Consider the following 23080-nt stretch of genomic DNA (forward strand, 5'->3'; position numbering starts at 1 on the left):
TGGCGTTCCTCACCTCGCCGGACGAGGGTATCTCAGCCCCGATATCGGATTGCTAACTAGGTAGCCTCGTTTTGGACATGCTCCGGTAACCGCAGGTCGATGGCGGCCGCCGCCTCGAGCACCATCCAGGCCGAGAGCTGGACCGAGAGGTCGCGCTCTGGGAACTGCGACGAATTGACCGCACCCTCGATGAACTGGGCGTTCGTGCCCTCGCTCGCCGGTTGGCTCGCCGGTTTCCGCCAATCGGCGCCGAACACCGGGCCGCTCTCGGTGTCCGCGCGGTGGAGCCAGGCGGCCTCGGCGCTCGTGGTCACGATCTGCGCTGCTCGTCGGCGTAGGTCGTCTGCCCCCTGAATGATCGGCGGCAGGTCGGTGGCGATCAGCGCCAGGTAGCGCGCCAGGATGCCCGCGAACAGGCCGCCGTCTCCGCCGCCGGCTCCCGGGATCACGCCGTCGGGGCACATCCGTGTCTGCACGGCGCGGAGGAGTCGGTCGATGCGTTCGGCATGCACCTCGCGCCGGGTGCGCCGGAGCAGTTCGAGCTCGGCTCCGAGCACCACGCCCTGGCAGTAGGTGTAGATCGCGGTCACCCGTTCCATCTCGCCGGGCCGGGTGGCGGGTTTGATGCCGTCGATGATCAGGTGCGATTCGTCGTCGACGAGATGTGCGTCCATCCAGTCCGTCATCGCCGCCGCCCGCTCTACGTGGCCGGTCCGCGCCAGCAGGACGGCCGCGGGGCCGTTTGCCGGTGCGTTGAAGAAGAGGTCCATCGTGCGCCACGGGAGGCCGCCACCGAGGTGCGGGACCCAGGCGTCGACCATGCGGCCGGAGAGAGTGCGGACGGCCCGGTCGTGACTCAGCCCGAGGTGACGGTCCGCACGCTCGATGGCGAGGCCGAGCCAGGCCATGTCGTCGAAGTAGTTGTTCGTCCATTTGCCCAGGTTGCGCAGGCGGATACCGCGCAACAGCAGGCTCACCACATCGGCGGTATCGTCGCCCGGGCGGTGGACGGCCGCGTCGACCAGCAGGTCCACCAGGTGGGCATGCCACCAGTAGTGCCACATGCCGAAGCGCCCCGCGACCGCCCCGCTCGGCCACGCAACCGTGGCGAGCCGGGTGCCGGGTGTCCACAACATCCGCCTCAGATGGCGGTCGGTGACCGCCGCGGCGGCCGCTGCGGCGCGGTCGTTCGGCGACGTCGCCGCAGGTCCATCGGCCGCTGATTTGGTTGCATCCGCCACGGTCGGGTAACCTTTCCGCTTGGTGTGGCACACAACCGTGTGCCGTATCGGTTCAACCAGAGACCGTCGGTCGTCGGGAGAGATCCCGACCGAAGGTCCGACTCACGTCATCGACGATGACGAGGTCGGCGGCCCACGCAGGGAGAACGAGGATTGACAGAGCGCTCCGGCGCCTGTTCACGCCCCGGACCTTCTGCGTGCCGGGGCGTTTTTGCATGGATGGCAGTCGTTCTCTACGTCACCTCGCCCCTCTCGGCTCAGGTTGGGCCCGACCCAACTCTAGTGATGAGAGAGGAGGCGAAGTATGGCCAAGTCCGAAAAGGTCGCCGCAGTCGCGGAGATCGCTGAGCAGTTCAAGGGATCCACGGCGACGGTCGTCACGGAATACCGTGGCCTGTCCGTCAAGCAGATCTCCGAGCTGCGTCGTTCCCTCGGTGAGGGTGCAACCTACTCCGTCGCCAAGAACACCCTGGTGAAGCGTGCCGCCGCCGAGGCGGGCGTGGAAGGGCTCGACGAGCTGTTCACCGGTCCGACCGCGATCGCCTTCATCGAAGGCGAGCCGGTCATGGCCGCAAAGGCGATCAAGACATTCGCCAAGGACAACAAGTCTCTGGTCATCAAGGGCGGCACCATGGACGGCCGCGCGCTGTCCGTGGCGGAGATCGAACAGATCGCCGACCTGGAGACCCGTGAGGTTCTGTTGGCCAAGCTCGCCGGTGCCATGAAGGGCAACTTGGCAAAAGCTGCCGGTCTGTTCAACCAGCCGGCTTCGCAGGTGGCGCGCCTCGCCGCGGCCCTGCAGGAGAAGAAGAACGAAGCCGGCGAGTAATTCTCGCCGCAACACACCAATCCTTGGGCGGGCGATTCCGTGCCGGGATGAACCAAGCCCCGTCTGGGGACTGACAGGAAGGACGCCACCATGGCGAAGCTCACCGCTGACGAGCTCATCGATCAGTTCAAGGAACTGACCCTGCTGGAGCTCAGCGATTTCGTGAAGAAGTTCGAAGAGGTCTTCGAGGTCACCGCGGCCGCTCCGGTCGCCGTTGCCGCTGCCGGCGCTCCGGCTGCCGGTGGCGCCGAGGCCGCTGCCGAGCAGGACGAGTTCGACGTCGTGCTCGAGGGTGCGGGCGACAAGAAGATCCAGGTCATCAAGGTGGTCCGTGAGATCGTCTCGGGCCTGGGCCTGAAGGAAGCCAAGGACCTCGTCGAGGGTGCTCCGAAGCCGATCCTGGAGAAGGTCGACAAGGAAGCCGCCGAGGCTGCCAAGGCCAAGCTCGAAGAGGCCGGCGCTTCGGTGTCCGTCAAGTAAGACGGTCTCCGACCGAGCTCGCAGGCCCTTCCTCTGGGATCGGCAAGCACGCTGACAATGGCCCGTGGGTGAGATACCCCACGGGCCATTGTTGTGCCTGGACTGTGATGGTCGGCGCACTTTGCGAACCGCGTGGCATGGGCTACGCTCATTCGGCAGGGAAGTTACCGGTGGGTAAGGAATCGCCGAGCGCCTATGTCTCGATGGGGGATCGACGGGCGCAGGCGGGTGTGGGGATCAGCGGGCGTCCGCTACAGTGACCCCAACCACAATGCCACCGGATCGTGAGTGGTCGCCCTGACCGCCGCAGGGGGCAGCGAATGTCTGGGAGGATGCAGTGGGTGTAGAGGTCAGTGTTGAGGGGCTCACCAAGTCATTCGGATCGCAGAACATCTGGCGTGACGTGTCGTTGACGTTGCCGACCGGTGAGGTGTCTGCGTTGTTGGGTCCGTCGGGTACCGGTAAGTCGGTGTTCCTGAAGACGTTGATCGGCTTGTTGCATCCCGAGCAGGGGTCGGTGATCATCGACGGCACCGATATCACCCAGTGTTCGGCCAAGGAGCTCTACGAGATCCGCAAGTTGTTCGGGGTGTTGTTCCAGGACGGTGCCCTGTTCGGGTCGATGAGCCTGTTCGACAATGTGGCGTTCCCGCTTCGTGAGCACACGAAGAAGAAGGAAGACGAAGTCCGCGACATCGTGATGGAGAAGATCGACCTGGTCGGTCTGACCGGTGCCGAGGACAAGCTGCCCGGCGAGATCTCCGGTGGTATGCGTAAGCGTGCCGGCCTGGCTCGTGCTCTGGTCCTGGATCCGCAGATCATCCTGTGTGATGAGCCGGACTCGGGTCTGGATCCGGTGCGTACGGCTTATATCTCGCAGTTGTTGATCGACATCAACGCCCAGATCGACGCGACGATCATGATCGTGACGCACAACATCAACATCGCCCGCACGATTCCGGACAACATCGGCATGTTGTTCCGTAAGGAGCTGGTGATGTTCGGTCCGCGTGAGCAGTTGCTGACCTCGGAGCAGCCGGTGGTCAAGCAGTTCCTCTCCGGGGATCGGTTCGGTCCGATCGGGATGTCGGAGGAGAAGGACGAGGGCGTGCAGAAGGCCGAGGAGGCCATGCAGGCCGCCGGTATCGGTGGCGGTGGTACCAAGGACGATTTCTCCGAGATCATCCCGCAGGTGCAGCCCAATCCGGGCATGCCCGAACGCAAGGCCGTCGCCCGCCACCGTCAGCGCGTACACGAGATGCTGCACACGATGCCGCCGAATGCCCAGGAAGCCATCCGCCGCAGCATGGACGAAGAAGACCGGATGCGCTCCGAGGCCGACGCACATGCCGCCGACCAGGACACCGAGAACGTGCCGGTCGGAGCGGCTCACGCGGCGGGCGAGTGGACACCGGCACATGCTGCCGGCAGCGATTACGCCGGAAGTGACGCACCAACCCAGAGCTGGGCGACACCTCCGGCCGGCCAGGGCGCCAACGACAACACCGTCACCCAGCCAATCGAAACCGGCCAGTTCCAGCAGCCCAACGACGGTCGGAGTTCGTAAGGATGACCAGTGCCACCACGCGTGGCGTTGATCGGATAGCTCAGGCCGGAACGGGCGCGCTCGCCCAGACCGGCAACATCGTGCAGCTTTTCGTCGACGTCGCGCGTCAATCCTTCGTGCGTCCGTTCCAGTGGCGTGAGTTCATCCAGCAGGCCTGGTTCATCGCGAGTGTCACGATCCTGCCGACGGCTCTGATCGCGATCCCGTTCGGCGCGATCGTCTCGCTGCAGACCGGTTCGCTGATCAAGCAGCTCGGCGCCGAGTCGTACACGGGTGCGGCGAGCGTGCTCGTGGTGATCCAGCAGGGATCACCGCTGGTGACGTCGCTGTTGATCGCCGGCGCCGCGGGCTCCGCGGTGGCCGCAGACCTCGGGTCCCGCACCATTCGCGAGGAGATCGACGCGATGGAGGTGCTCGGCATCAATCCGATCCAGCGCCTGGTGGTTCCGCGCGTCATCGCGATGGTGCTGGTGGCGATGCTGCTCAACGGATTGGTCGCGGTCGTCGGTATCGGTGGTGGCTACTTCTTCAACGTCGTCGTCCAGGGCGGCACCCCCGGCGCCTACCTCGCCTCCTTCGGTGCCCTGGCGCAACTCCCGGACCTCTATGTGTCCACGCTCAAGGCCGCCATCTTCGGTGTGCTCGCAGGTGTCATCGCCGCGTACAAGGGACTCAACCCGAAGGGCGGGCCCAAGGGTGTCGGTGACGCGGTCAACCAGAGCGTGGTCATCACCTTCCTCTTGTTGTTCCTCGCCAACCTGATCATCACTGCGGTCTACCTGCAGATCGTTCCGCCGAAGGGAAGCTAGCGATGGCCGGTGGTGTGACGATCTCCAAGTCGCGGCCCGAGTACTACCTGTACGAGGCCCGTAAGCAACTGCGCAAGCCGCTCAAGTTGCTCGACGGCGCAGGCGAGCAGATGTCGTTCTATGGGCGCACTCTCGCGTGGATCCCCAAGACGCTGGTCCACTACACCCGTGAGGTGCTGCGGCTGCTGGCCGAGGTCGCCTTCGGGTCCGGCGGGCTCGCGGTCATCGGCGGCACGATCGGCGTGATGGTGCTGATGTCGGGCTTCACCGGCGTCGTCGTCGGGCTGCAGGGGTATGCGGCGCTCGACCAGATCGGTTCGCAGGCGCTGACCGGCTTCCTCTCGGCATATGTGAACACCCGTGAGGTCGCGCCGCTGGTGGCCGGCCTCGCGCTCTCGGCCACGGTCGGATGCGGATTCACCGCGCAGCTGGGTGCCATGCGCATCTCCGAGGAGATCGACGCGCTCGAATCGATGGCGGTGCCGTCGATCCCGTTCCTGGTCTCCACGCGCGTGATCGCCGGCTTCGTCGCAGTCATCCCGCTCTACGTGCTCGGTCTGCTCTCCGCGTATCTCGCGTCTCGGGTCATCACCACTGTCTTCAACGGGCAGTCGGGCGGTTCGTATGACCACTACTTCAATCTGTTCCTGCCACCCGGCGACGTGTTGTGGTCGTTCGGCAAGGTGCTGGTCTTCGCCTTCGTGATCATCCTCGTGCACTGCTATTACGGCTATTACGCGTCCGGCGGCCCAGCGGGCGTCGGCGTGGCGGTCGGACACGCCGTGCGTGCTGCGCTCGTGCTGATCGCGGTGCTGGACTTCTTCCTGGGGCTCGCGATCTGGGGCACCACGACGACTGTGCGAGTGGGAGGCTGACCGATGTCGACGTTACGTCGCCGGCTGCTCGGGCTGGTGTTCTTTGTCGTGGTTGCGCTGTTCTTCGTCGTCACGGTCACGAAGTTCAACGACGGGTTCACGACGTTCACCGACGTGACCCTGAAAACCGACTCCACCGGTAACGCACTGCCGACCAACGCCGACGTGAAGGCGCGCGGCGTCGTCGTCGGCGAGGTCCGCGACGTGGAACCCGCCGCCGACGGCAGCGTCGCGGTCACGCTGGGACTGACCCCCGACATGGCGTCGCAGCTGCCGCAGAACACCACCGCGCGCATCCTCCCGAAGACCTTGTTCGGTGAACGGTATGTGGCGCTGCAGGTCCCGACCGACGACACATCGGGCGCGACTCTCGCCAACGGCGACACCATCTACACCGACCAGAGCGGCAACGCACGTGAGGTCCAGGACCTCTTCGACAAGCTGCTGCCGGTGCTCAAGGCGATCCCGCCGCAGGACCTGAACGTCACGCTGACCTCCCTGTCGCAGGCGCTGGCCGGACGGGGCCACCAGCTCGGCGTCACGTTCGACGAGCTCAACAAGATCTTCACGCGCGTCAACGACAACATGCCCGAACTCCAGGGCACGCTGCGTGGGCTCGCCAGCTTCTCCAAGACCTATTCCGACGCGCTGCCGGACGTCATCGACGCTCTCGACAACTTCCGGACCACGAGCAAGACCATCGTCGAGCGTCAGGGCGACCTACGCACCCTCATCTCGACCGTGGGTGTGGCGGCGACCGATACGACGAAGTTCCTGCAGCAGAACCGGGCCGACCTGATCGACCTCGCAGTGGATTCGGAACCGTTCCTGGTGGGCCTGGCCAAGCAGTCGCCGACGTTCGTGTGCACCGCCCACAACTTCGCGACGCTGATCCCCGAGTCGCGCAAGATCGTGGGCCAGGGCACCGCGAATCCGGGTGTGCGGGTGAACCTCCAGTTCGTCAACCCGCGCGGTCGTTACCTGCCGAACCAGGACGAGCCGCGACTGCTCGACACCGATCCGCCGGCCGTCTGCTACGACCCGCCGACAAACGGACGCCCGTTCCCGCAGTACCCGGGAGGCGGTCTCGCCGACGGCTCGTACCAGCCACCGTCGCGTAACCCGGGACCGCGCACGATGCCGGAGCTGCCGCAACCGCAGTTCTCCGCCACCCCGGCGGGAAATATCCGGTCGAACCCGTTCGACGATCCCGACTACGTGAAGCAACTGAAGGTCATCTACGGCGGCGCCAACGGCACCGACCCTGAGAAGGTTCCGACCTGGGTCACCACGATCGGCGGCGTATCGCTACAGGGAGCGCAGGTCACCATCCGATGAAATCCATCACCGGACCACTGATCAAACTCATCGTCTTCGCGGTGGTGACCGTGGTCGCCACCAGCCTGCTGGCGTTGACGATCGCCAACGCAGGCGGCGATGGCAACAACGACTTCAAGGCCGTGTTCTCCGACGCCGCGCTGCTCAACAAGGGCGACGACGTTCGCATCGCGGGCGTTCGCGTCGGGCAGGTGACCGACGTCAAGGTGCACGACCGCAATCAGGCGCTGGTCTCGTTCAACGTCAACCGTGATCAGCTGCCCGAGGGCACGCAGGTCTACATCCGCTACCGAAATCTGACCGGTCTGCGGTATCTGGCGCTGGAGAAGGGTGCTGGTGATCCCGACCAAACCGTCAAAACCGGACACACGTTCGGCACTGATCCGACGCACCAGGACACCCACCCCGCGGTGAACCTCACCGAACTCTTCAACGGTTTCAAGCCGCTGTTCCGGGAGCTGTCCGCCGACGATGTGAACAAGCTGTCGGAGGAGATCATCAAGGTCTTCCAGGGGGAGAGCGGTACGATCTCGCAGCTGATCAGCAGCACTGCCGATCTGACCAACGCGATCGCCGACAAGGACAAGGTGATCGGTCAGCTGATCACCAACCTGAGCACCGTGCTGGATACGGTCAATCGCAACGACAAGCAGTTCACCGCATTGCTGGACAACACCGAGAAGCTCGTCACCGGCCTTGCCGCGCAGCGCGGTTCGGTTGGCTCGGCGATCAGCTCGGTGTCCAACCTGACCTCGGTGACCGCGTCGATCCTGCAGCCGACCCGACCTGCCATCCAGGGGGACATCGCCGGACTGAAGTCGCTGTCGGATCAGATCAACTCCCGCGACGAGGATGTGAAACAGATCCTGACGAACCTGCCGGTCAAGTTGCAGAAGATCGGCCGGGCGGCGACCTTCGGTTCCTGGTTCCAGTTCTACCTCTGCGGTATCGATGTCGTCGCGGGCAACGGCAAGTCCACGATGCTGACACAGCCGGTGGTCCCGCTGCCCGACATCAACCATGTGCTGTACACCAGTGCGGCCACCCGTTGCTGGAAAGACGAAAGGCCGGGGGGCTGATCTGTGGCTGACGAACAGAACCGGCATGCTCAGCCCGAGGGCGACGATGCCCGGACCGAGCAGTTCTCGAGTGACGAGGTGCGTCACGCGGCGGCGCAGGCCGACGCCGCGGACGGCAAGGCCGGCTCGGATGACGGTGGCGCACCGCCGCCGCAGAGCTCCCGTCGTCGATTCGCTGGGCGTCGAAGCCCGGTGAGCATCGGTGCCATCGGCATCCTGGTGCTGCTGATGGTGGCGATCTCGGCGTTCTACCTCAATCAGCTCCCGCTGGTCGGTGCCGGCGCGCGCTACACAGCGAAGTTCACCGAGGCGGCCGGACTCAAGTCCGGTGCCGAGGTGCGCGTGGCGGGCGTCAAGGTCGGGGAGGTCGACGGCGTGACGCTCGACGGCGACCGCGTGAACGTAAAGTTCCGGGTGACCAACACCTGGATCGGGAACCAGACGCAGGCGTCGATCCAGATCAAGACGATTCTCGGCCAGAAGTACCTGGCCCTGAACCCGCGCGGCAGCGATCCCGCCGATCCCGACGTCCCGCTGACCGACACGGTCTCGCCCTACGACGTCATCGAGGCGTTCTCCGATGCGGCCGATCAGATCGACGACCTGAACACCGACCAGCTCGCGCACTCGATGGAGACGCTGTCGGAGGCGTTCTCCGGTACGGCGGGCGACATCGGTCCGTCACTGGACGGTTTGTCGCGGTTGTCGCAGACCATCGCCAGCCGCGATCAGGAGGTCCAGCATCTCCTCGAGGCGACGAAGGACACGTCGAAGATCCTGGCCGACCGGAATCAGGAGTTCGTCCGGCTCATCGCCGGTGCGGGTCAGCTGCTCGACGAGCTGAACAACCGGCAGAAGGCCATCTCGACGCTGCTGTCCACCACCACGACCCTGTCGGATTCGCTGTCGGGGATCGTGCGCGACAACCAGGCGCAGATCGGTCCCGCACTTGACTCGCTCCAGGATGTCAACAAGCTGTTGATCTCCCAGAACGACAATCTGCGCAAGACCATCACCTACATGGCGCCGTTCTATCGGCTCTACGCCAACGTCTTGGGTAACGGACGCTGGTTCGAGTCCGTGGTGACCAACCTGCTGCCGCCTGCTCTGCCGCAGCAGAACACCACGCGTCCGCCCAACAAGCAGAAGCTCCAGAACAACGGCGGAACGGAGGCCGGCTGATGACCACAGCTCCCGACCTCAGCGGCACCTCCGGCCCCGGCCGGTGGTTCACCCCGCGTCACATCGTGATGCTGGTGATCGGCCTGATCCTTGCGTTGATCGCGGCAGGCGTCCTGTGGTGGGCGTTCTCGCTCATGGGCACCACCAAGATCACCGCCACCTTCGCCCGGAGCGTCGGCATCTACTCGGGTTCTGATGTCCGCGTGCTGGGTGTGCCGGTCGGCAAGGTCGACAAGGTGACCCCTCAGGGCAAGACCGTCAAGGTGACCATGACGGTCGACCGCGGGATCGACCTGCCCGCCGACGTCCGCGCCGTCCAGATCATCCCGTCGGTCGTCGCGGACCGCTATGTGCAGCTCACGCCGGCCTATACGGGCGGCGAGAAGGCTCCTCATGACATCACCCTCTCCGAGGACCAGACGATGGTCCCGGTGGAGGTCGACCAGATCTACTCGAGCGTGCAGAAGCTGTCCGAGGCGCTCGGGCCCGAGGGGGCGAACAAGAACGGCGCGGTCAGCGACGTGATCGCCACCGGCGCGGACAATCTGAAGGGCAATGGCGCCAAGCTGGGCGACGCCATCGAACAGCTCTCCAAGGCGTCGACCACACTGAGCAACTCCCGCGGCAACATCGTCGACACGGTCAAGAACCTGAACGTGTTCGTGGGTGCGTTGCGCGAGAACGACTCCCAGGTCCGTCAGTTCAACACGCAGATGGCGTCGTTCAACAAGTTCCTGGCGGGGGAGCGGACCCAGCTCTCCACGTCGCTGAACAAGCTGTCCGTCGCGCTCGGTGACGTCGCGACGTTCGTCGAGGACAACCGCGACCAACTCGGGCAGACCGTCAAGGATCTGCAACCGACCACCAAGGCGCTGCTCGACACCAAGGATCACCTGAAGGAGGTCCTGACGGTCCTGCCGGTGACCATCAACAACCTGATCAACGCCTACGACGCGGAGTCGGGAACCCTGGCCATGCACCTGGACATCCCGGAACTGCAAGATCTGATCGGCGCCCAGTGCCGCTTGCTGGACCTCGGCAAGGTGCTGCCCGGCAACCCGCAGGCGAAGCAGTTCAGCACCACGCTGAGTCCGCTGATCAGCCAGTGTGAGAACCTCGGCCAGCAGATCACCAAGGGTGTCCTCGATCCGCTGCTGCCCGTGCTGCCCTTCGGCATCATGAGCAACAACAAGCTGCAGCGCTATCCGGCGCCGGGCACCAATCCGGGCAACCCGGATCCGAATCTGGAGACCGGCCCCGGTTCGACGCCGAAGACTCCGTCGAACGCGCCGACCACGACGCGACCGTCTGCACGTTCCGGGACAGGTGGGCATTGATGATGCGAGAACTTCTGTCGCGTAAGTCGATTCGCGCCGTGCTCGCCGCGGCCATGGTTTCCGCAGTCCTCGCGGTGTCCGGGTGCGGCAACGGGATCCAGTCGATCCCGCTGCCCGGCGGGGTGGACACCGGCGACAACGCACGGACCTATCAGATCCAGTTCGCCGACATCCTGGACCTCGTCCCGCAGTCGATGGTCAAGAAGGACGGTGTCCCGGTCGGACGCGTGGAGTCGGTCGCGGTACCGGACAACGAGTGGTACGCCCAGGTCAAGATCAAGGTGAAGAACGACGTCGACCTGTCGGCCAAGTCGATCGCGGCGGTGCAGCAGACGTCGCTGCTCGGCGAGAAGTTCGTCGCGCTCAGCGAGCCGAAGGACAGCGAGTCGTTGCCGCGACAGAATCCGGCGCAGCCGATCCCGCTGGATCGCACCCGCACGGCCACCGACATCGAGCAGGTTCTCGGCGCGCTGTCGATGTTGCTCAACGGTGGCGGCATCAACCAGCTCGAACCCATCGTGACGGAACTGAACAAGGCGTTGGCCGGATCCACGAGCCAGCCGTGTGATGTCGCCCCGAAGGGACAGAGCTGCCCGGTGTTCCGGAGTCTGCTGGAACAGAGCCAGACCCTGATCACCGGTCTCAACCGCCAGCGCGACGACATCGTCAACGCCATCGACGGCCTCGCACGGCTGTCGACGCGGGCGTCGAATCAGAAGACGCAGATCGACCGGATCCTCAAGGAGCTGCCTGCCGGTGTCGCGGTGCTGGAAGAGCAGCGTCCTCAACTGGTGGACCTGCTCACCAAACTCGACGACCTGGGCAAGGTCGGGACCGACGTCCTCGGCAAGTCGCGGACTGCGCTGATCACCGATCTCAAGGCGTTGCGCCCGGTGCTGACCCAGCTGTCCAAGGCGGCCCCGGAACTCATCACGGCTGCGCCGCTGATGCTGACCGTCCCGTTCCCGGACTGGCTGTTGCCGGGCGTGAAGGGCGACGCGACCAACCTGTTCATGACGCTGGATCTGCGGACGCTGAACCAGCTCGAGGCATTGGGCGTCGGTCAGGGCACCCCGAAGTACTCGCCGCCGGCACGCGTGAAGGTGCCGGTCAACCCGGGTAACCCGTATATCGATGGCAACGGCCCGCGCTATGGCTGGCCGACCATCACACTGCTCCCGCCGGCGGCGAACTCACGGCCGGGGCCGAACACCCCGCCGTCGGGTGGCACCTATCCGATGAACCCCGCATCCGGCTCCGCCAAGGCGCCGGCATCGGCGAAGACGCAGAAGAAGCGTGACGACGATCAGCAGTACACCCTGATGCCGCCGGCACAGCCGGGACAGCGGTTCATCGACGGTCCGCTCAGCATGATCGGAGCCCAGGGATGAACCACACCGCACGTATCGCCGGAACCGGGCTCCCGATCATCTCGGTGTCACGGATCGGAGCCAAGTGATGTTGTCGAAGGTCGCGAGGATTCAGCTGATCGTGTTCGTCATCGTCGGACTGGTGGCGCTCGTCTACGTCGGCGGCAAATACGCCAGGCTCGACCGGCTCGCCGGTATCGGCCAGTACACGGTGACGGCGTCGATGAAGGATTCGGGTGGGATCTTCACCAATGCCGAGGTGACGTATCAGGGTGTTCCGGTGGGTCGGGTCGGGAAGCTGACGTTGACTCGTTCGGGTGTGGACGTCGCGTTGGAGCTGAACTCGGGGGGGCCGGAGATCCCGACGTCGGCGACGGCGGTGGTGGCGAATCGGTCGGCGATCGGTGAGCAGTATGTGGATTTGCAGCCGACGTCGTCGGAGGGGCCCTTCTTGTCGGACGGGTCGGTGATCACGAAGACGTCGGTGCCGCCGCCGTTGGAGGACGTGGTGTCGTCGGCGATTGATTTCACATCGTCGATTCCGGTGGATGATCTGCATACGGTGATCACGGAGTTGGGTAAGGCATTCAACGGTCAGGGTGAGAATCTGACCCGGTTGGTGGATTCGTTGTCGAAGTTGTCGCGGTCGGGTTATGACTCGTTGGATCAGACGATTTCGTTGATTCAGAATTCGAATGTGGTGCTGGCCACTCAGGCTGATCAGTCGGACGCGATTTTGTCGTGGTCGCACAATTTGGATCTGATCACGGCGACGTTGGCGTCGTCGGATCCGGATCTGCGACGGTTGTTGACGACGGGTACGGCGTCGGCGACGCAGATCTCGGCGTTGCTGCAGAAGAGCGGTGGCGACATCTCGACCGTCGTCAAGCAGTTGTCCAGCACGTTGCGGACCATCGAACCGACCAGTTTCGCGACGTCGACCACCTTCGCGATGCTGTCGGCGCTCTCGGCCGGCAGCCATTCGCCCGCGCCGGGTGACGGTCAGATCCATTTCGGCATCGTCCTGGAGACGAACAACCCGGCGCCGTGTACGCGGGGCTATGAGAGCACCGACGCGATGATCCGGGAGATGAAGCGCAAGGATCCGTCGTTCGACATCCACTACGACGATTTCCCGTTCAACACGAGCGCGAAGTGTTCGGTGCCGGTGGGCAACCCGACCGGGGTGCGCAGTGCCAATCGTGCGGCGCTCGCGAATCCCGCATACAAGCAACCGTGGGACAACACCCCGAAGAAGGACCCGGACAAGTTGAACCTCAACCCGCTGGCAACGCAGCTGGCGGCGTTGATGGGAGTCCATCCGAAGTGATCTCACCACGTCAGGGGGCCCGCGGGCGCAGCTCGCTTTGCCTCCTCTCAGGTGCCAACCACTACAGTGACGGCCGATGACTAGCGACACAACCCAAGCCAGCCGCGACGATTCCGCAGCCTCGACCGGCGGTCGCAACCGCGGACGGACGGTGGCCAGCGTGCTGGCTCTGCTCCTCGTGGTCGTGGCGGCCGCGTGTGCCGCATGGTTCGGCTACCAGGGGTACCAGGCGTACTTCGTGCAGAAGCCGATCCAGGACGCGCGCGACGGCGCCGTCGACGGGGCGGAACAGGCGATCATCAACGTCACGACCGTGGATCCGAAGGACACCGCGGGATGGAAGCGTCGCGTCGACGGCTCGCTGACCGGTAAGGCGCGTGAACAGATCACCAGCCAGGACGTCACCAACCTCAACTCGATGATCACGCAGGCGGGCCCGCAGGCCGCGTCGCTGACCTCACGACTGCTCCGGAGCGCGCCGACCGAGGTCGACGCCGACGACGGAAAAGCCAAGGTGCTCGTCTACGTCGCCGCGACGTCGAAGCGCGAGAACGAAGCGGGCGTCACCCAGACGATGGGGTTCTCGGTCTCGATGACCGAGGAGGGCGATATGTGGAAGGCCGACGACATCGCACCACTCGAGTCGCTGTCGTACCAGGATCCGGGCGCCGGCGGCGACGCCGCGGGCGGTCAGGGCACGGCTCCGTCGGGCACACCAGGGGGAGGTAACTGATGGCGCCGCAGAACCCGCGCCCGCCGCGTAAGAAGACCGCACGCAAGCCCTACTCCCCGCGTATCGCCGGCAGTGGTCAGCGTCCCACCGACTCGGCCCCGGAGACCGAATCGAAGGCCGTCGATCCCGCCGACAGCAACCCGGATTCCGCTGAGAGCAACCCGGATCCCGTCGACAGCACCACGGATTCCGCCGACAGCACCACGGATCCCGTCGACAGCACCACGGATCCCGTCGACAGCACCACGGATCCCGTCGACAGCACCACGGATCCCGCCGACAGCAACCCGGTTCCCGTCGACAGCACCACGGATCCCGTCGACAGCACCACGGATTCCGCCGACGCCGCCGCCGAGCCCGTCGAGAAGCCCAAGCCGGCCGGCAAGACGCGCCCGGTCGCACGCGTCTCCACGCTGCGGACCGGTGATGCCGCGTCCTCGACGACCCGCGCCTCCACGACGGACAAGAACGCGACCGAGAAGCCCTCGACGTCGGGCCTGTTCCCGTTCGGCCGCCGTGGTATCGGCATCCTGATCGGTGTCGCCGTCGTGCTCGGGGTCTTCGCCCTCATCGCGGGACTCCATCCCGGGGCGTCGATCGGCGCCAACAAGGCCTTCGTCGATCAGCCCGCCACCACCGAACTCACGTCTCAGGTGCAGAGCAAGGCCTGCTCGTTGACCGTCGACACGCTCGACGTCGACAAATGGGCGGGCAAGGCTCGATCGGTGCTCACCGGCAGCGCGCGCAGCGAGTTCGACAAGTACCTGCCGCAGCAGCGCGACATCCTCAACCAGACCAAGCAGGTCGCGGATTGTCGGGTCGAATCGGTCGGTGTCGCAGACCTCTCCGGCGGCGGCGACGGCGCCACCGCACGCGTGGTGGCGAACCTGATCGTCAGCCAGAAACAGGCCGGCGTCGCCGGCCAGAGCGCGGCGCCCAGGTATCAGTTCTCCATGGTCAAGCACGGCGACGACTGGCTCATCAGTCAAGTGGAAGCCTTCTGACCTGCGACATCCGGTTGTCTCGCGTGCCTGTGCGTCCGGTCGGCAAATCTTCGGCAAAAAGATGCGCGTAGCGCTTGACGAAATAGCGTTGTCGGGCCAGGCTGTCACCAGTGAATGACGTGCAGGCAGCCATCAGCGCGTACTCGCTTCCAGACGTGGCTTGACAAAGTACGTCTATTTTCTGCTACAGTTGGACGTTGCGCTGGCTGCCTCCTGTCCACCTCTCGATCCTTCCTCAAGCCACCTTTGTTGTGTGTGCTCGTGGTGATCGCCGAAATCAGGGTGTCACCAGCGAACGGCCCATCAAGCCAAGCACCGAGCTAGGTAGAACACTTCGTGTTGGAAGGACAGATCTTGGCACTCGACCGCCAGTCCACCTCAACCATCCCGGGCGCGCCCAAGCGCGCATCCTTTGCAAAGATCAGTGAGCCACTGGAGGTCCCCGGCCTCCTTGACCTCCAGCTCGACTCCTTCGAGTGGCTCGTCGGTACGCCGGAGTGGCGTGCCAAGGCGATCGCCCGCGGCGACGACAACCCCACCGGCGGCCTCGAGGACATCCTTCACGAACTGTCCCCGATCGAGGACTTCTCGGGTTCGATGTCGCTGTCCTTCACCGATCCGCACTTCGACGAGGTCAAGGCCTCGGTCGAGGAGTGCAAGGACAAGGACATGACCTACGCGGCGCCGTTGTTCGTCACCGCGGAGTTCATCAACAACAACACCGGCGAGATCAAGTCGCAGACCGTCTTCATGGGCGACTTCCCGATCATGACCGACAAGGGCAGCTTCATCATCAACGGCACCGAGCGTGTCGTGGTGAGTCAGCTCGTCCGTAGCCCTGGCGTGTACTTCGACTCCAACATCGACAAGACCACCGAGAAGACCCTCCACACCGTGAAGGTCATCCCGGGTCGCGGTGCGTGGCTGGAGTTCGATGTCGACAAGCGCGACACCGTCGGCGTCCGCATCGACCGCAAGCGCCGCCAGCCGGTCACCGTGCTGCTCAAGGCGCTGGGCTGGACGAACGAGGAGATCGCCGAGCGTTTCGGTTTCTCCGAGATCATGATGTCCACGCTTGAGAAGGACAACACCGCCAATCAGGACGAGGCGCTGCTCGAGGTCTACCGCAAGCTGCGCCCGGGCGAGCCGCCGACCCGTGAGTCAGCGGAGAATCTCCTCGAGAACCTGTTCTTCAAGGAGAAGCGCTACGACCTGGCCAAGGTCGGCCGTTACAAGGTCAACAAGAAGCTCGGCCTGGCCGCCAACCCGATGAACGGCGACTCGGTGCTGACGCGCGAGGACATCGTCGCGACCGTCGAGTACCTCGTGCGTCTGCACGAGGCCGACCCGTTCACCACCAGCTACATGACCGTCCCCGGCGGCGTGGAGGTCCCGGTGGAGGTCGACGACATCGACCACTTCGGCAACCGTCGTCTGCGCACGGTGGGCGAGCTGATCCAGAACCAGATCCGCGTGGGTCTGTCGCGTATGGAGCGTGTCGTGCGTGAGCGCATGACCACCCAGGACGTCGAGGCGATCACCCCGCAGACCCTGATCAACATCCGTCCCGTCGTGGCGGCGATCAAGGAGTTCTTCGGCACCTCGCAGCTGTCGCAGTTCATGGACCAGAACAACCCGCTGTCGGGTCTGACCCACAAGCGTCGTCTGTCGGCGCTGGGCCCCGGTGGTCTGTCCCGTGAGCGCGCCGGCCTCGAGGTCCGCGACGTGCACCCGTCGCACTACGGCCGCATGTGCCCGATCGAGACCCCTGAGGGCCCGAACATCGGTCTCATCGGTTCGCTGTCGGTGTACGCACGGGTCAACCCGTTCGGCTTCATCGAGACCCCGTACCGCAAGGTCGTCGACGGTGTGGTGTCCGACGACATCCAGTACATGACCGCCGACGAGGAGGATCGCTACCTCATCGGTCAGGCGAACACCGCCTACGACCTCGAAGGTCGGATCACCGACGAGCGCGTGCTGGTCCGCAAGAAGGGCTCCGAGGTCGAGTTCGTGGGCATCGGCGACGTCGAGTATCTCGACGTCTCGCCGCGCCAGATGGTGTCGGTCGCCACCGCGATGATCCCGTTCCTCGAGCACGACGACGCCAACCGTGCCCTCATGGGTGCGAACATGCAGCGTCAGGCCGTGCCGCTGGTCCGTAACGAGTCGCCGCTGGTCGGCACCGGTATGGAGCTGCGCGCCGCGGTTGATGCCGGCGACGTGGTCTTGTCCACCAAGACCGGTGTGGTCGAGGAGGTCTCCGCCGACTACATCACCGTGATGGCCGACGACGGCAGCCGCGACACCTACCGGATGCGCAAGTTCGCCCGCTCCAATCACGGCACCTGCGCCAACCAGCGTCCGATCGTGGACGAGGGTCAGCGCATCGAGACCGGGCAGGTCCTCGCCGACGGTCCGTGCACCGAGAACGGCGAGATGGCCCTGGGCAAGAACCTGCTCGTGGCGATCATGCCGTGGGAGGGTCACAACTACGAGGACGCGATCATCCTGAGCCAGCGGCTCGTGGAGGAGGACGTGCTCACCTCGATCCACATCGAGGAGCACGAGATCGATGCCCGCGACACCAAGCTCGGTGCCGAAGAGATCACCCGGGACATCCCGAACGTCTCCGACGAGGTCCTCGCGGATCTCGACGAGCGCGGCATCGTCCGCATCGGTGCGGAGGTCCGCGACGGCGACATCCTGGTCGGCAAGGTCACCCCGAAGGGCGAGACGGAGCTGACCCCGGAGGAGCGCCTGCTGCGCGCCATCTTCGGTGAGAAGGCCCGCGAGGTCCGCGACACCTCCCTCAAGGTGCCGCACGGTGAGACCGGCAAGGTCATCGGCGTCCGCGTCTTCAGCCGCGACGACGACGACGATCTCGCGCCCGGCGTCAACGAGCTGGTCCGCGTCTACGTGGCCCAGAAGCGCAAGATCCAGGACGGCGACAAGCTGGCCGGGCGCCACGGCAACAAGGGCGTCATCGGCAAGATCCTGCCTGCCGAGGACATGCCGTTCATGCCGGACGGCACCCCGGTCGACATCATCCTGAACACCCACGGTGTGCCGCGTCGTATGAACATCGGTCAGATCCTGGAGACCCACCTCGGTTGGGTCGCCAAGGCAGGCTGGAACATCAACGTGGCCGGCGGCGTGCCCGACTGGGCGTCGAAGCTGCCGGAGGAGATGTACGCGGCGGAGCCGAACACCAACACCGCGACCCCGGTGTTCGACGGCGCCCGCGAGGAGGAGCTGACCGGACTGCTGTCCTCGACGCTGCCGAACCGCGACGGCGAGGTCATGGTGAACGGCGACGGCAAGGCGACCTTGTTCGACGGCCGTTCCGGCGAGCCGTTCCCGTACCCGGTGTCGGTCGGCTACATGTACATCATCAAGCTGCATCACCTGGTCGACGACAAGATCCACGCTCGTTCGACCGGTCCGTACTCGATGATCACGCAGCAGCCGCTCGGTGGTAAGGCGCAGTTCGGTGGTCAGCGCTTCGGTGAGATGGAGTGCTGGGCCATGCAGGCCTACGGCGCCGCCTACACCCTGCAGGAGCTGCTCACCATCAAGTCGGACGACGTGGTCGGCCGCGTGAAGGTGTACGAGGCGATCGTCAAGGGCGAGAACATCCCCGAACCCGGTATCCCGGAGTCGTTCAAGGTGTTGCTCAAGGAGTTGCAGTCGCTCTGCCTCAACGTCGAGGTGCTCAGCTCTGATGGCGCCGCCATCGAGATGCGCGACACCGACGACGAGGACCTCGAGCGCGCTGCGGCGAACCTGGGAATCAACCTGTCGCGCAACGAATCCGCGACGGTCGACGACCTCGCCAACTGATCAGCCGCCGACCACAACTGACTAGAAGAGCTCGAAAGGTAACAAGTGCTCGACGTCAACTATTTCGATGAACTGAAGATCGGCCTGGCCACGGCCGACGACATCCACAACTGGTCGTACGGTGAGGTCAAGAAGCCGGAGACCATCAACTACCGCACGCTCAAGCCCGAGAAGGACGGCCTGTTCTGCGAGAAGATCTTCGGACCGACTCGCGACTGGGAGTGCTACTGCGGCAAGTACAAGCGCGTGCGCTTCAAGGGCATCATCTGTGAGCGCTGCGGCGTCGAGGTGACCCGCGCCAAGGTGCGTCGTGAGCGGATGGGCCATATCGAGCTGGCCGCCCCGGTCACCCACATCTGGTACTTCAAGGGTGTGCCGAGCCGCCTCGGCTACCTGCTGGACCTGGCGCCGAAGGATCTCGAGAAGATCATCTACTTCGCCGCCTACGTGATCACCTCGGTGGACGACGAGCTGCGCCACGCGGAGCTCTCGACCCGTGAGGCCGAGATCGAGGTCGAGAAGAAGGCTGTCGCCGACCAGCGCGACGTCGACCTGAACGAGCGTCAGCAGAAGCTCGAGCAGGATCTCGCCGAGTTGGAGGCCGAGGGTGCGAAGGCCGACGTGCGTCGCAAGGTGCGTGACGGTGCGGAGCGCGAGATGCGTCGTATGCGCGATCATGCTCAGCGTGCGCTCGACGACCTCGAGGAGATCTGGGACCGCTTTGTCAAGCTGAGCCCGGGCGAGCTGATCATCGACGAGAAGCTCTATCGCCAGCTCGACGAGCGCTTCGGCGAGTACTTCGCCGGTGCGATGGGTGCCGAGGCGATCAAGAAGCTCCTCGAGACCTTCGACATCGACGCCGAGGCCGACTCGTTGCGCGAGACCATCCGCAGCGGCAAGGGCCAGAAGAAGCTGCGTGCGCTCAAGCGTCTCAAGGTCGTCGCGGCGTTCCAGCAGTCCGGCAACTCGCCGCTCGGCATGGTGCTCGACGCCGTCCCGGTGATCCCGCCGGAGCTGCGTCCGATGGTGCAGCTCGACGGTGGCCGCTTCGCGACCTCCGACCTGAACGATCTGTACCGCCGCGTCATCAACCGCAACAACCGCCTCAAGCGACTGATCGACCTCGGCGCGCCCGAGATCATCGTCAACAACGAGAAGCGGATGCTGCAGGAGTCGGTGGACGCACTGTTCGACAACGGTCGCCGTGGACGTCCGGTCACCGGACCGGGCAACCGTCCGCTGAAGTCGCTGTCCGATCTGCTCAAGGGCAAGCAGGGACGTTTCCGCCAGAACCTGCTGGGCAAGCGCGTCGACTACTCGGGCCGTTCGGTCATCGTCGTCGGTCCGCAGCTCAAGTTGCACCAGTGCGGTCTGCCGAAGCTGATGGCCCTCGAGCTGTTCAAGCCGTTCGTGATGAAGCGCCTCGTCGACCTGAACCAGGCGCAGAACATCAAGTCCGCCAAGCGGATGGTCGAGCGTCAGCGCCCCGCGGTGTGGGATGTCCTCGAAGAGGTCATCGCCGAGCACCCCGTGCTGCTGAACCGCGCTCCGACGCTGCACCGCCTCGGCATCCAGGCCTTCGAGCCGCAGCTGGTGGAGGGCAAGGCCATCCAGCTGCACCCGCTGGTCTGTGAGGCGTTCAACGCCGACTTCGACGGTGACCAGATGGCCGTCCACCTCCCGCTGTCCGCGGAGGCGCAGGCCGAGGCGCGCATCCTGATGCTGTCGTCGAACAACATCCTGTCGCCGGCCTCGGGTCGTCCGCTGGCCATGCCGCGACTGGACATGGTGACCGGCCTGTACTACCTGACCACCCTCACCGGTGGTGCGGCAGGCGAGTACAGCGCGGCCAACTCCGACGACGTCGAGCGTGGCGTGTACTCCACTCCGGCCGAGGCCATCATGGCCGTCGACCGTGGTGCACTCACCGTGCAGTCGGCGATCAAGGTGCGGCTGACCGATCAGCGTCCGCCCGCCGAGATCGAGGCCGAGGAGTTCCCCGACGGCTGGAAGTACGGACAGCCGTGGCAGCTCGAGACCACTCTGGGTCGCGTGCTGTTCAACGAGCTGCTCCCGGTCGAGTACCCGTTCGTCAACGAGCAGATGCCGAAGAAGCGTCAGGCCGTGATCATCAACGATCTCGCCGAGCGGTATCCGATGATCGTGGTCGCGCAGACCGTCGACAAGCTCAAGGACGTCGGCTTCCACTGGGCCACCCGTTCGGGTGTGACCATCTCGATGGCAGACGTGCTGGTGCCGCCGGCCAAGAAGGAGATCCTCGACAAGTACGAGGAGCGGGCCGACGGTCTGGAGCGCAAGTTCCAGCGTGGTGCCCTCACCCCGGAAGAGCGTCGTGACGCTCTCGTGGAGATCTGGAAGCAGGCCACCGAAGAGGTCGGTCAGGCGATGGAGGCCCACTACCCGGACGACAACCCGATCCCGATGATCGTGAAGTCGGGTGCGGCGGGCAACATGACCCAGATCCGCTCGCTCGCGGGCATGAAGGGTCTGGTGACCAACCCGAAGGGTGAGTTCATCCCGCGTCCGATCAAGTCCTCGTTCCGCGAGGGCCTGACCGTGGCCGAGTACTTCATCAACACCCACGGTGCCCGTAAGGGTCTGGCCGACACCGCACTGCGTACCGCCGACTCGGGTTACCTGACCCGTCGTCTGGTGGACGTCAGCCAGGACGTCATCGTTCGCGAGACCGACTGTGGTACCGAGCGTGGTATCACCACCACCATCGCCGAGAAGCAGGCCGACGGCACGCTGATCCGCGATGCGCACGTGGAGACCTCCACCTACGCCCGGACGCTGGCCCAGGACGCCGTCGACGAGAACGGAGCCGTGATCGTCGAGCGCGGTCACGATCTCGGCGATCCCGCGATCGAGGCCCTGCTGGGTGCGGGCATCACCGAGGTCAAGGTTCGGTCCGTGCTCACCTGTACAACCGGTACCGGTGTGTGCGCGATGTGCTACGGCCGTTCGATGGCCACCGGCAAGCTCGTCGACATCGGCGAAGCGGTGGGCATCATCGCCGCGCAGTCGATCGGTGAGCCGGGTACCCAGCTGACCATGCGTACGTTCCACCAGGGTGGCGTCGGTGAGGACATCACCGGTGGTCTGCCGCGTGTCCAGGAGCTGTTCGAGGCCCGTGTGCCCAAGGGCAAGGCTCCGATCGCCGAGGTCTCCGGACGGATTCGCCTCGAGGACGACGATCGTTTCTACAAGATCACCATCGTTCCCGACGACGGTTCGGAGGAGGTCGTGTACGACAAGATCTCCAAGCGTCAGCGTCTGCGTGTCTTCAAGCACGACGACGGCAGTGAGCGTCTGCTCACCGACGGCGATCATGTCGAGGTGGGTCAGCAGCTCATGGAAGGTGCCGCCGATCCGCACGAGGTACTCCGCGTGATGGGACCGCGTCAGGTGCAGGTGCATCTGGTGAACGAGGTCCAGGAGGTCTACCGGAGCCAGGGTGTGTCGATCCACGACAAGCACATCGAGACCATCGTGCGTCAGATGCTGCGTCGCGTGACGATCATCGATTCCGGTGCCACCGAGTTCCTGCCCGGTTCGCTCACCGAGCGTGCCGAGTTCGAGAACGCGAACCGTCGCGTCGTCACCGAGGGTGGCGAGCCGGCGGCCGGACGTCCGGTGCTGATGGGTATCACCAAGGCATCGCTGGCGACCGAGTCGTGGCTGTCGGCGGCGTCGTTCCAGGAGACCACGCGTGTCCTGACCGATGCGGCCATCAACAGCCGCAGCGACAAGCTGATCGGTCTCAAGGAGAACGTGATCATCGGTAAGCTGATCCCGGCCGGTACCGGTATCAACCGGTACCGCAACATCCAGGTTCAGCCGACCGAGGAAGCGCGTGCCGCGGCCTACGCCGTGCCGTCCTACGACGACACGTACTACAGCCCGGACGGCACCTTCGGTGCCCCCGCCGGTGCTGCAGTGCCGCTGGACGACTACGGGTTCTCCAACGACTACCGCTAGCCCGAATCCGTAGCAATAACACGCGTTTTCCGCGTGTTATTGCTACGAAATCTCACAGATC

General features: G+C 65.0%; 16 protein-coding genes. 15 read left to right on the top strand and 1 reads right to left on the bottom strand.

The genetic code is table 11. The annotated features are described in order from the left end of the window. Positions 1 to 56: 56 nt before the first annotated feature. Complete coding sequence (locus ACPXCG_RS14835) at positions 57 to 1241, bottom strand: glycoside hydrolase family 76 protein (RefSeq protein WP_425792704.1); 1185 nt, start codon at positions 1239 to 1241, stop codon at positions 57 to 59. A gap of 304 nt (positions 1242 to 1545) precedes the next feature. Here ACPXCG_RS14835 and rplJ point away from each other — a divergent pair, with 304 nt between their 5' ends. From rplJ to ACPXCG_RS14910, 15 genes are all read left to right on the top strand, one after another. Next, complete coding sequence (gene rplJ, locus ACPXCG_RS14840) at positions 1546 to 2070, top strand: 50S ribosomal protein L10 (RefSeq protein ID WP_425792705.1); 525 nt, start codon at positions 1546 to 1548, stop codon at positions 2068 to 2070. A gap of 90 nt (positions 2071 to 2160) precedes the next feature. Next, a complete protein-coding gene (rplL, locus tag ACPXCG_RS14845) occupies positions 2161 to 2550 on the top strand; it encodes a 50S ribosomal protein L7/L12 (protein ID WP_425792706.1) in 390 nt (129 codons plus the stop codon). 337 nt (positions 2551 to 2887) lie between these two features. Continuing rightward, on the top strand, positions 2888 to 4117 hold the full coding sequence (locus ACPXCG_RS14850) for an ABC transporter ATP-binding protein (RefSeq protein ID WP_425792707.1): 1230 nt from the start codon (positions 2888 to 2890) through the stop codon (positions 4115 to 4117). Between the two features lie 2 nt (positions 4118 to 4119). Further along, a complete protein-coding gene (locus ACPXCG_RS14855; protein WP_425792708.1) occupies positions 4120 to 4926 on the top strand; it encodes an MlaE family ABC transporter permease in 807 nt (268 codons plus the stop codon). Positions 4927 to 4928: 2 nt separating this feature from the next. Next, a complete protein-coding gene (locus tag ACPXCG_RS14860; protein ID WP_425792709.1) occupies positions 4929 to 5801 on the top strand; it encodes an MlaE family ABC transporter permease in 873 nt (290 codons plus the stop codon). Between the two features lie 3 nt (positions 5802 to 5804). Beyond that, positions 5805 to 7139, top strand: a complete 1335-nt coding sequence (locus ACPXCG_RS14865) for an MCE family protein (protein ID WP_425792710.1) — start codon at positions 5805 to 5807, stop codon at positions 7137 to 7139. Continuing rightward, complete coding sequence (locus ACPXCG_RS14870; protein WP_425792711.1) at positions 7136 to 8218, top strand: MCE family protein; 1083 nt, start codon at positions 7136 to 7138, stop codon at positions 8216 to 8218. The genes ACPXCG_RS14865 and ACPXCG_RS14870 overlap by 4 nt, the downstream gene beginning before the upstream one ends. Before the next feature lie 78 nt (positions 8219 to 8296). Continuing rightward, complete coding sequence (locus ACPXCG_RS14875) at positions 8297 to 9400, top strand: MCE family protein (protein ID WP_425792847.1); 1104 nt, start codon at positions 8297 to 8299, stop codon at positions 9398 to 9400. Next, entirely contained in the window at positions 9400 to 10737 is a 1338-nt protein-coding gene (locus tag ACPXCG_RS14880; RefSeq protein WP_425792712.1) for an MCE family protein, read from the top strand. The genes ACPXCG_RS14875 and ACPXCG_RS14880 overlap by 1 nt, the downstream gene beginning before the upstream one ends. Before the next feature lie 2 nt (positions 10738 to 10739). Further along, on the top strand, positions 10740 to 12128 hold the full coding sequence (locus tag ACPXCG_RS14885; protein WP_425792848.1) for an MCE family protein: 1389 nt from the start codon (positions 10740 to 10742) through the stop codon (positions 12126 to 12128). Positions 12129 to 12195: 67 nt separating this feature from the next. After that, complete coding sequence (locus ACPXCG_RS14890; RefSeq protein ID WP_425792713.1) at positions 12196 to 13437, top strand: MCE family protein; 1242 nt, start codon at positions 12196 to 12198, stop codon at positions 13435 to 13437. Between the two features lie 76 nt (positions 13438 to 13513). After that, positions 13514 to 14170 (top strand): hypothetical protein, encoded by a 657-nt coding sequence (locus ACPXCG_RS14895; protein ID WP_425792714.1) that lies wholly within the window; start codon positions 13514 to 13516, stop codon positions 14168 to 14170. Beyond that, the gene (locus ACPXCG_RS14900; RefSeq protein WP_425792715.1) at positions 14170 to 15174 is read left to right on the top strand and encodes a hypothetical protein; all 1005 of its coding nucleotides are present in this window, start codon (positions 14170 to 14172) and stop codon (positions 15172 to 15174) included. Before ACPXCG_RS14895 ends, ACPXCG_RS14900 begins: the two co-directional genes overlap by 1 nt. A 354-nt stretch (positions 15175 to 15528) precedes the next feature. Then, positions 15529 to 19017 (top strand): DNA-directed RNA polymerase subunit beta, encoded by a 3489-nt coding sequence (locus ACPXCG_RS14905; protein ID WP_425792716.1) that lies wholly within the window; start codon positions 15529 to 15531, stop codon positions 19015 to 19017. A 45-nt stretch (positions 19018 to 19062) separates the two neighbouring features. Beyond that, positions 19063 to 23019, top strand: coding sequence for a DNA-directed RNA polymerase subunit beta' (locus tag ACPXCG_RS14910; RefSeq protein ID WP_425792717.1), 3957 nt, complete (start codon positions 19063 to 19065; stop codon positions 23017 to 23019). The last annotated feature ends 61 nt before the right edge of the window (positions 23020 to 23080 follow it).

It is taken from the genome of Gordonia sp. DT218 (genome assembly GCF_049847105.1).
In the GTDB taxonomy this organism is placed as follows: domain Bacteria; phylum Actinomycetota; class Actinomycetes; order Mycobacteriales; family Mycobacteriaceae; genus Gordonia.

Coding starts and splice junctions, on each gene's coding strand:
- rplJ (WP_425792705.1), top strand. CDS start 1,546: ATGGCCAAGTCCGAAAAGGTCGCCGCAGTCGCGGAGATCGCTGAGCAG.
- rplL (WP_425792706.1), top strand. CDS start 2,161: ATGGCGAAGCTCACCGCTGACGAGCTCATCGATCAGTTCAAGGAACTG.
- ACPXCG_RS14855 (WP_425792708.1), top strand. CDS start 4,120: ATGACCAGTGCCACCACGCGTGGCGTTGATCGGATAGCTCAGGCCGGA.
- ACPXCG_RS14860 (WP_425792709.1), top strand. CDS start 4,929: ATGGCCGGTGGTGTGACGATCTCCAAGTCGCGGCCCGAGTACTACCTG.
- ACPXCG_RS14865 (WP_425792710.1), top strand. CDS start 5,805: ATGTCGACGTTACGTCGCCGGCTGCTCGGGCTGGTGTTCTTTGTCGTG.
- ACPXCG_RS14870 (WP_425792711.1), top strand. CDS start 7,136: ATGAAATCCATCACCGGACCACTGATCAAACTCATCGTCTTCGCGGTG.
- ACPXCG_RS14880 (WP_425792712.1), top strand. CDS start 9,400: ATGACCACAGCTCCCGACCTCAGCGGCACCTCCGGCCCCGGCCGGTGG.
- ACPXCG_RS14885 (WP_425792848.1), top strand. CDS start 10,740: ATGCGAGAACTTCTGTCGCGTAAGTCGATTCGCGCCGTGCTCGCCGCG.
- ACPXCG_RS14890 (WP_425792713.1), top strand. CDS start 12,196: ATGTTGTCGAAGGTCGCGAGGATTCAGCTGATCGTGTTCGTCATCGTC.
- ACPXCG_RS14895 (WP_425792714.1), top strand. CDS start 13,514: ATGACTAGCGACACAACCCAAGCCAGCCGCGACGATTCCGCAGCCTCG.
- ACPXCG_RS14900 (WP_425792715.1), top strand. CDS start 14,170: ATGGCGCCGCAGAACCCGCGCCCGCCGCGTAAGAAGACCGCACGCAAG.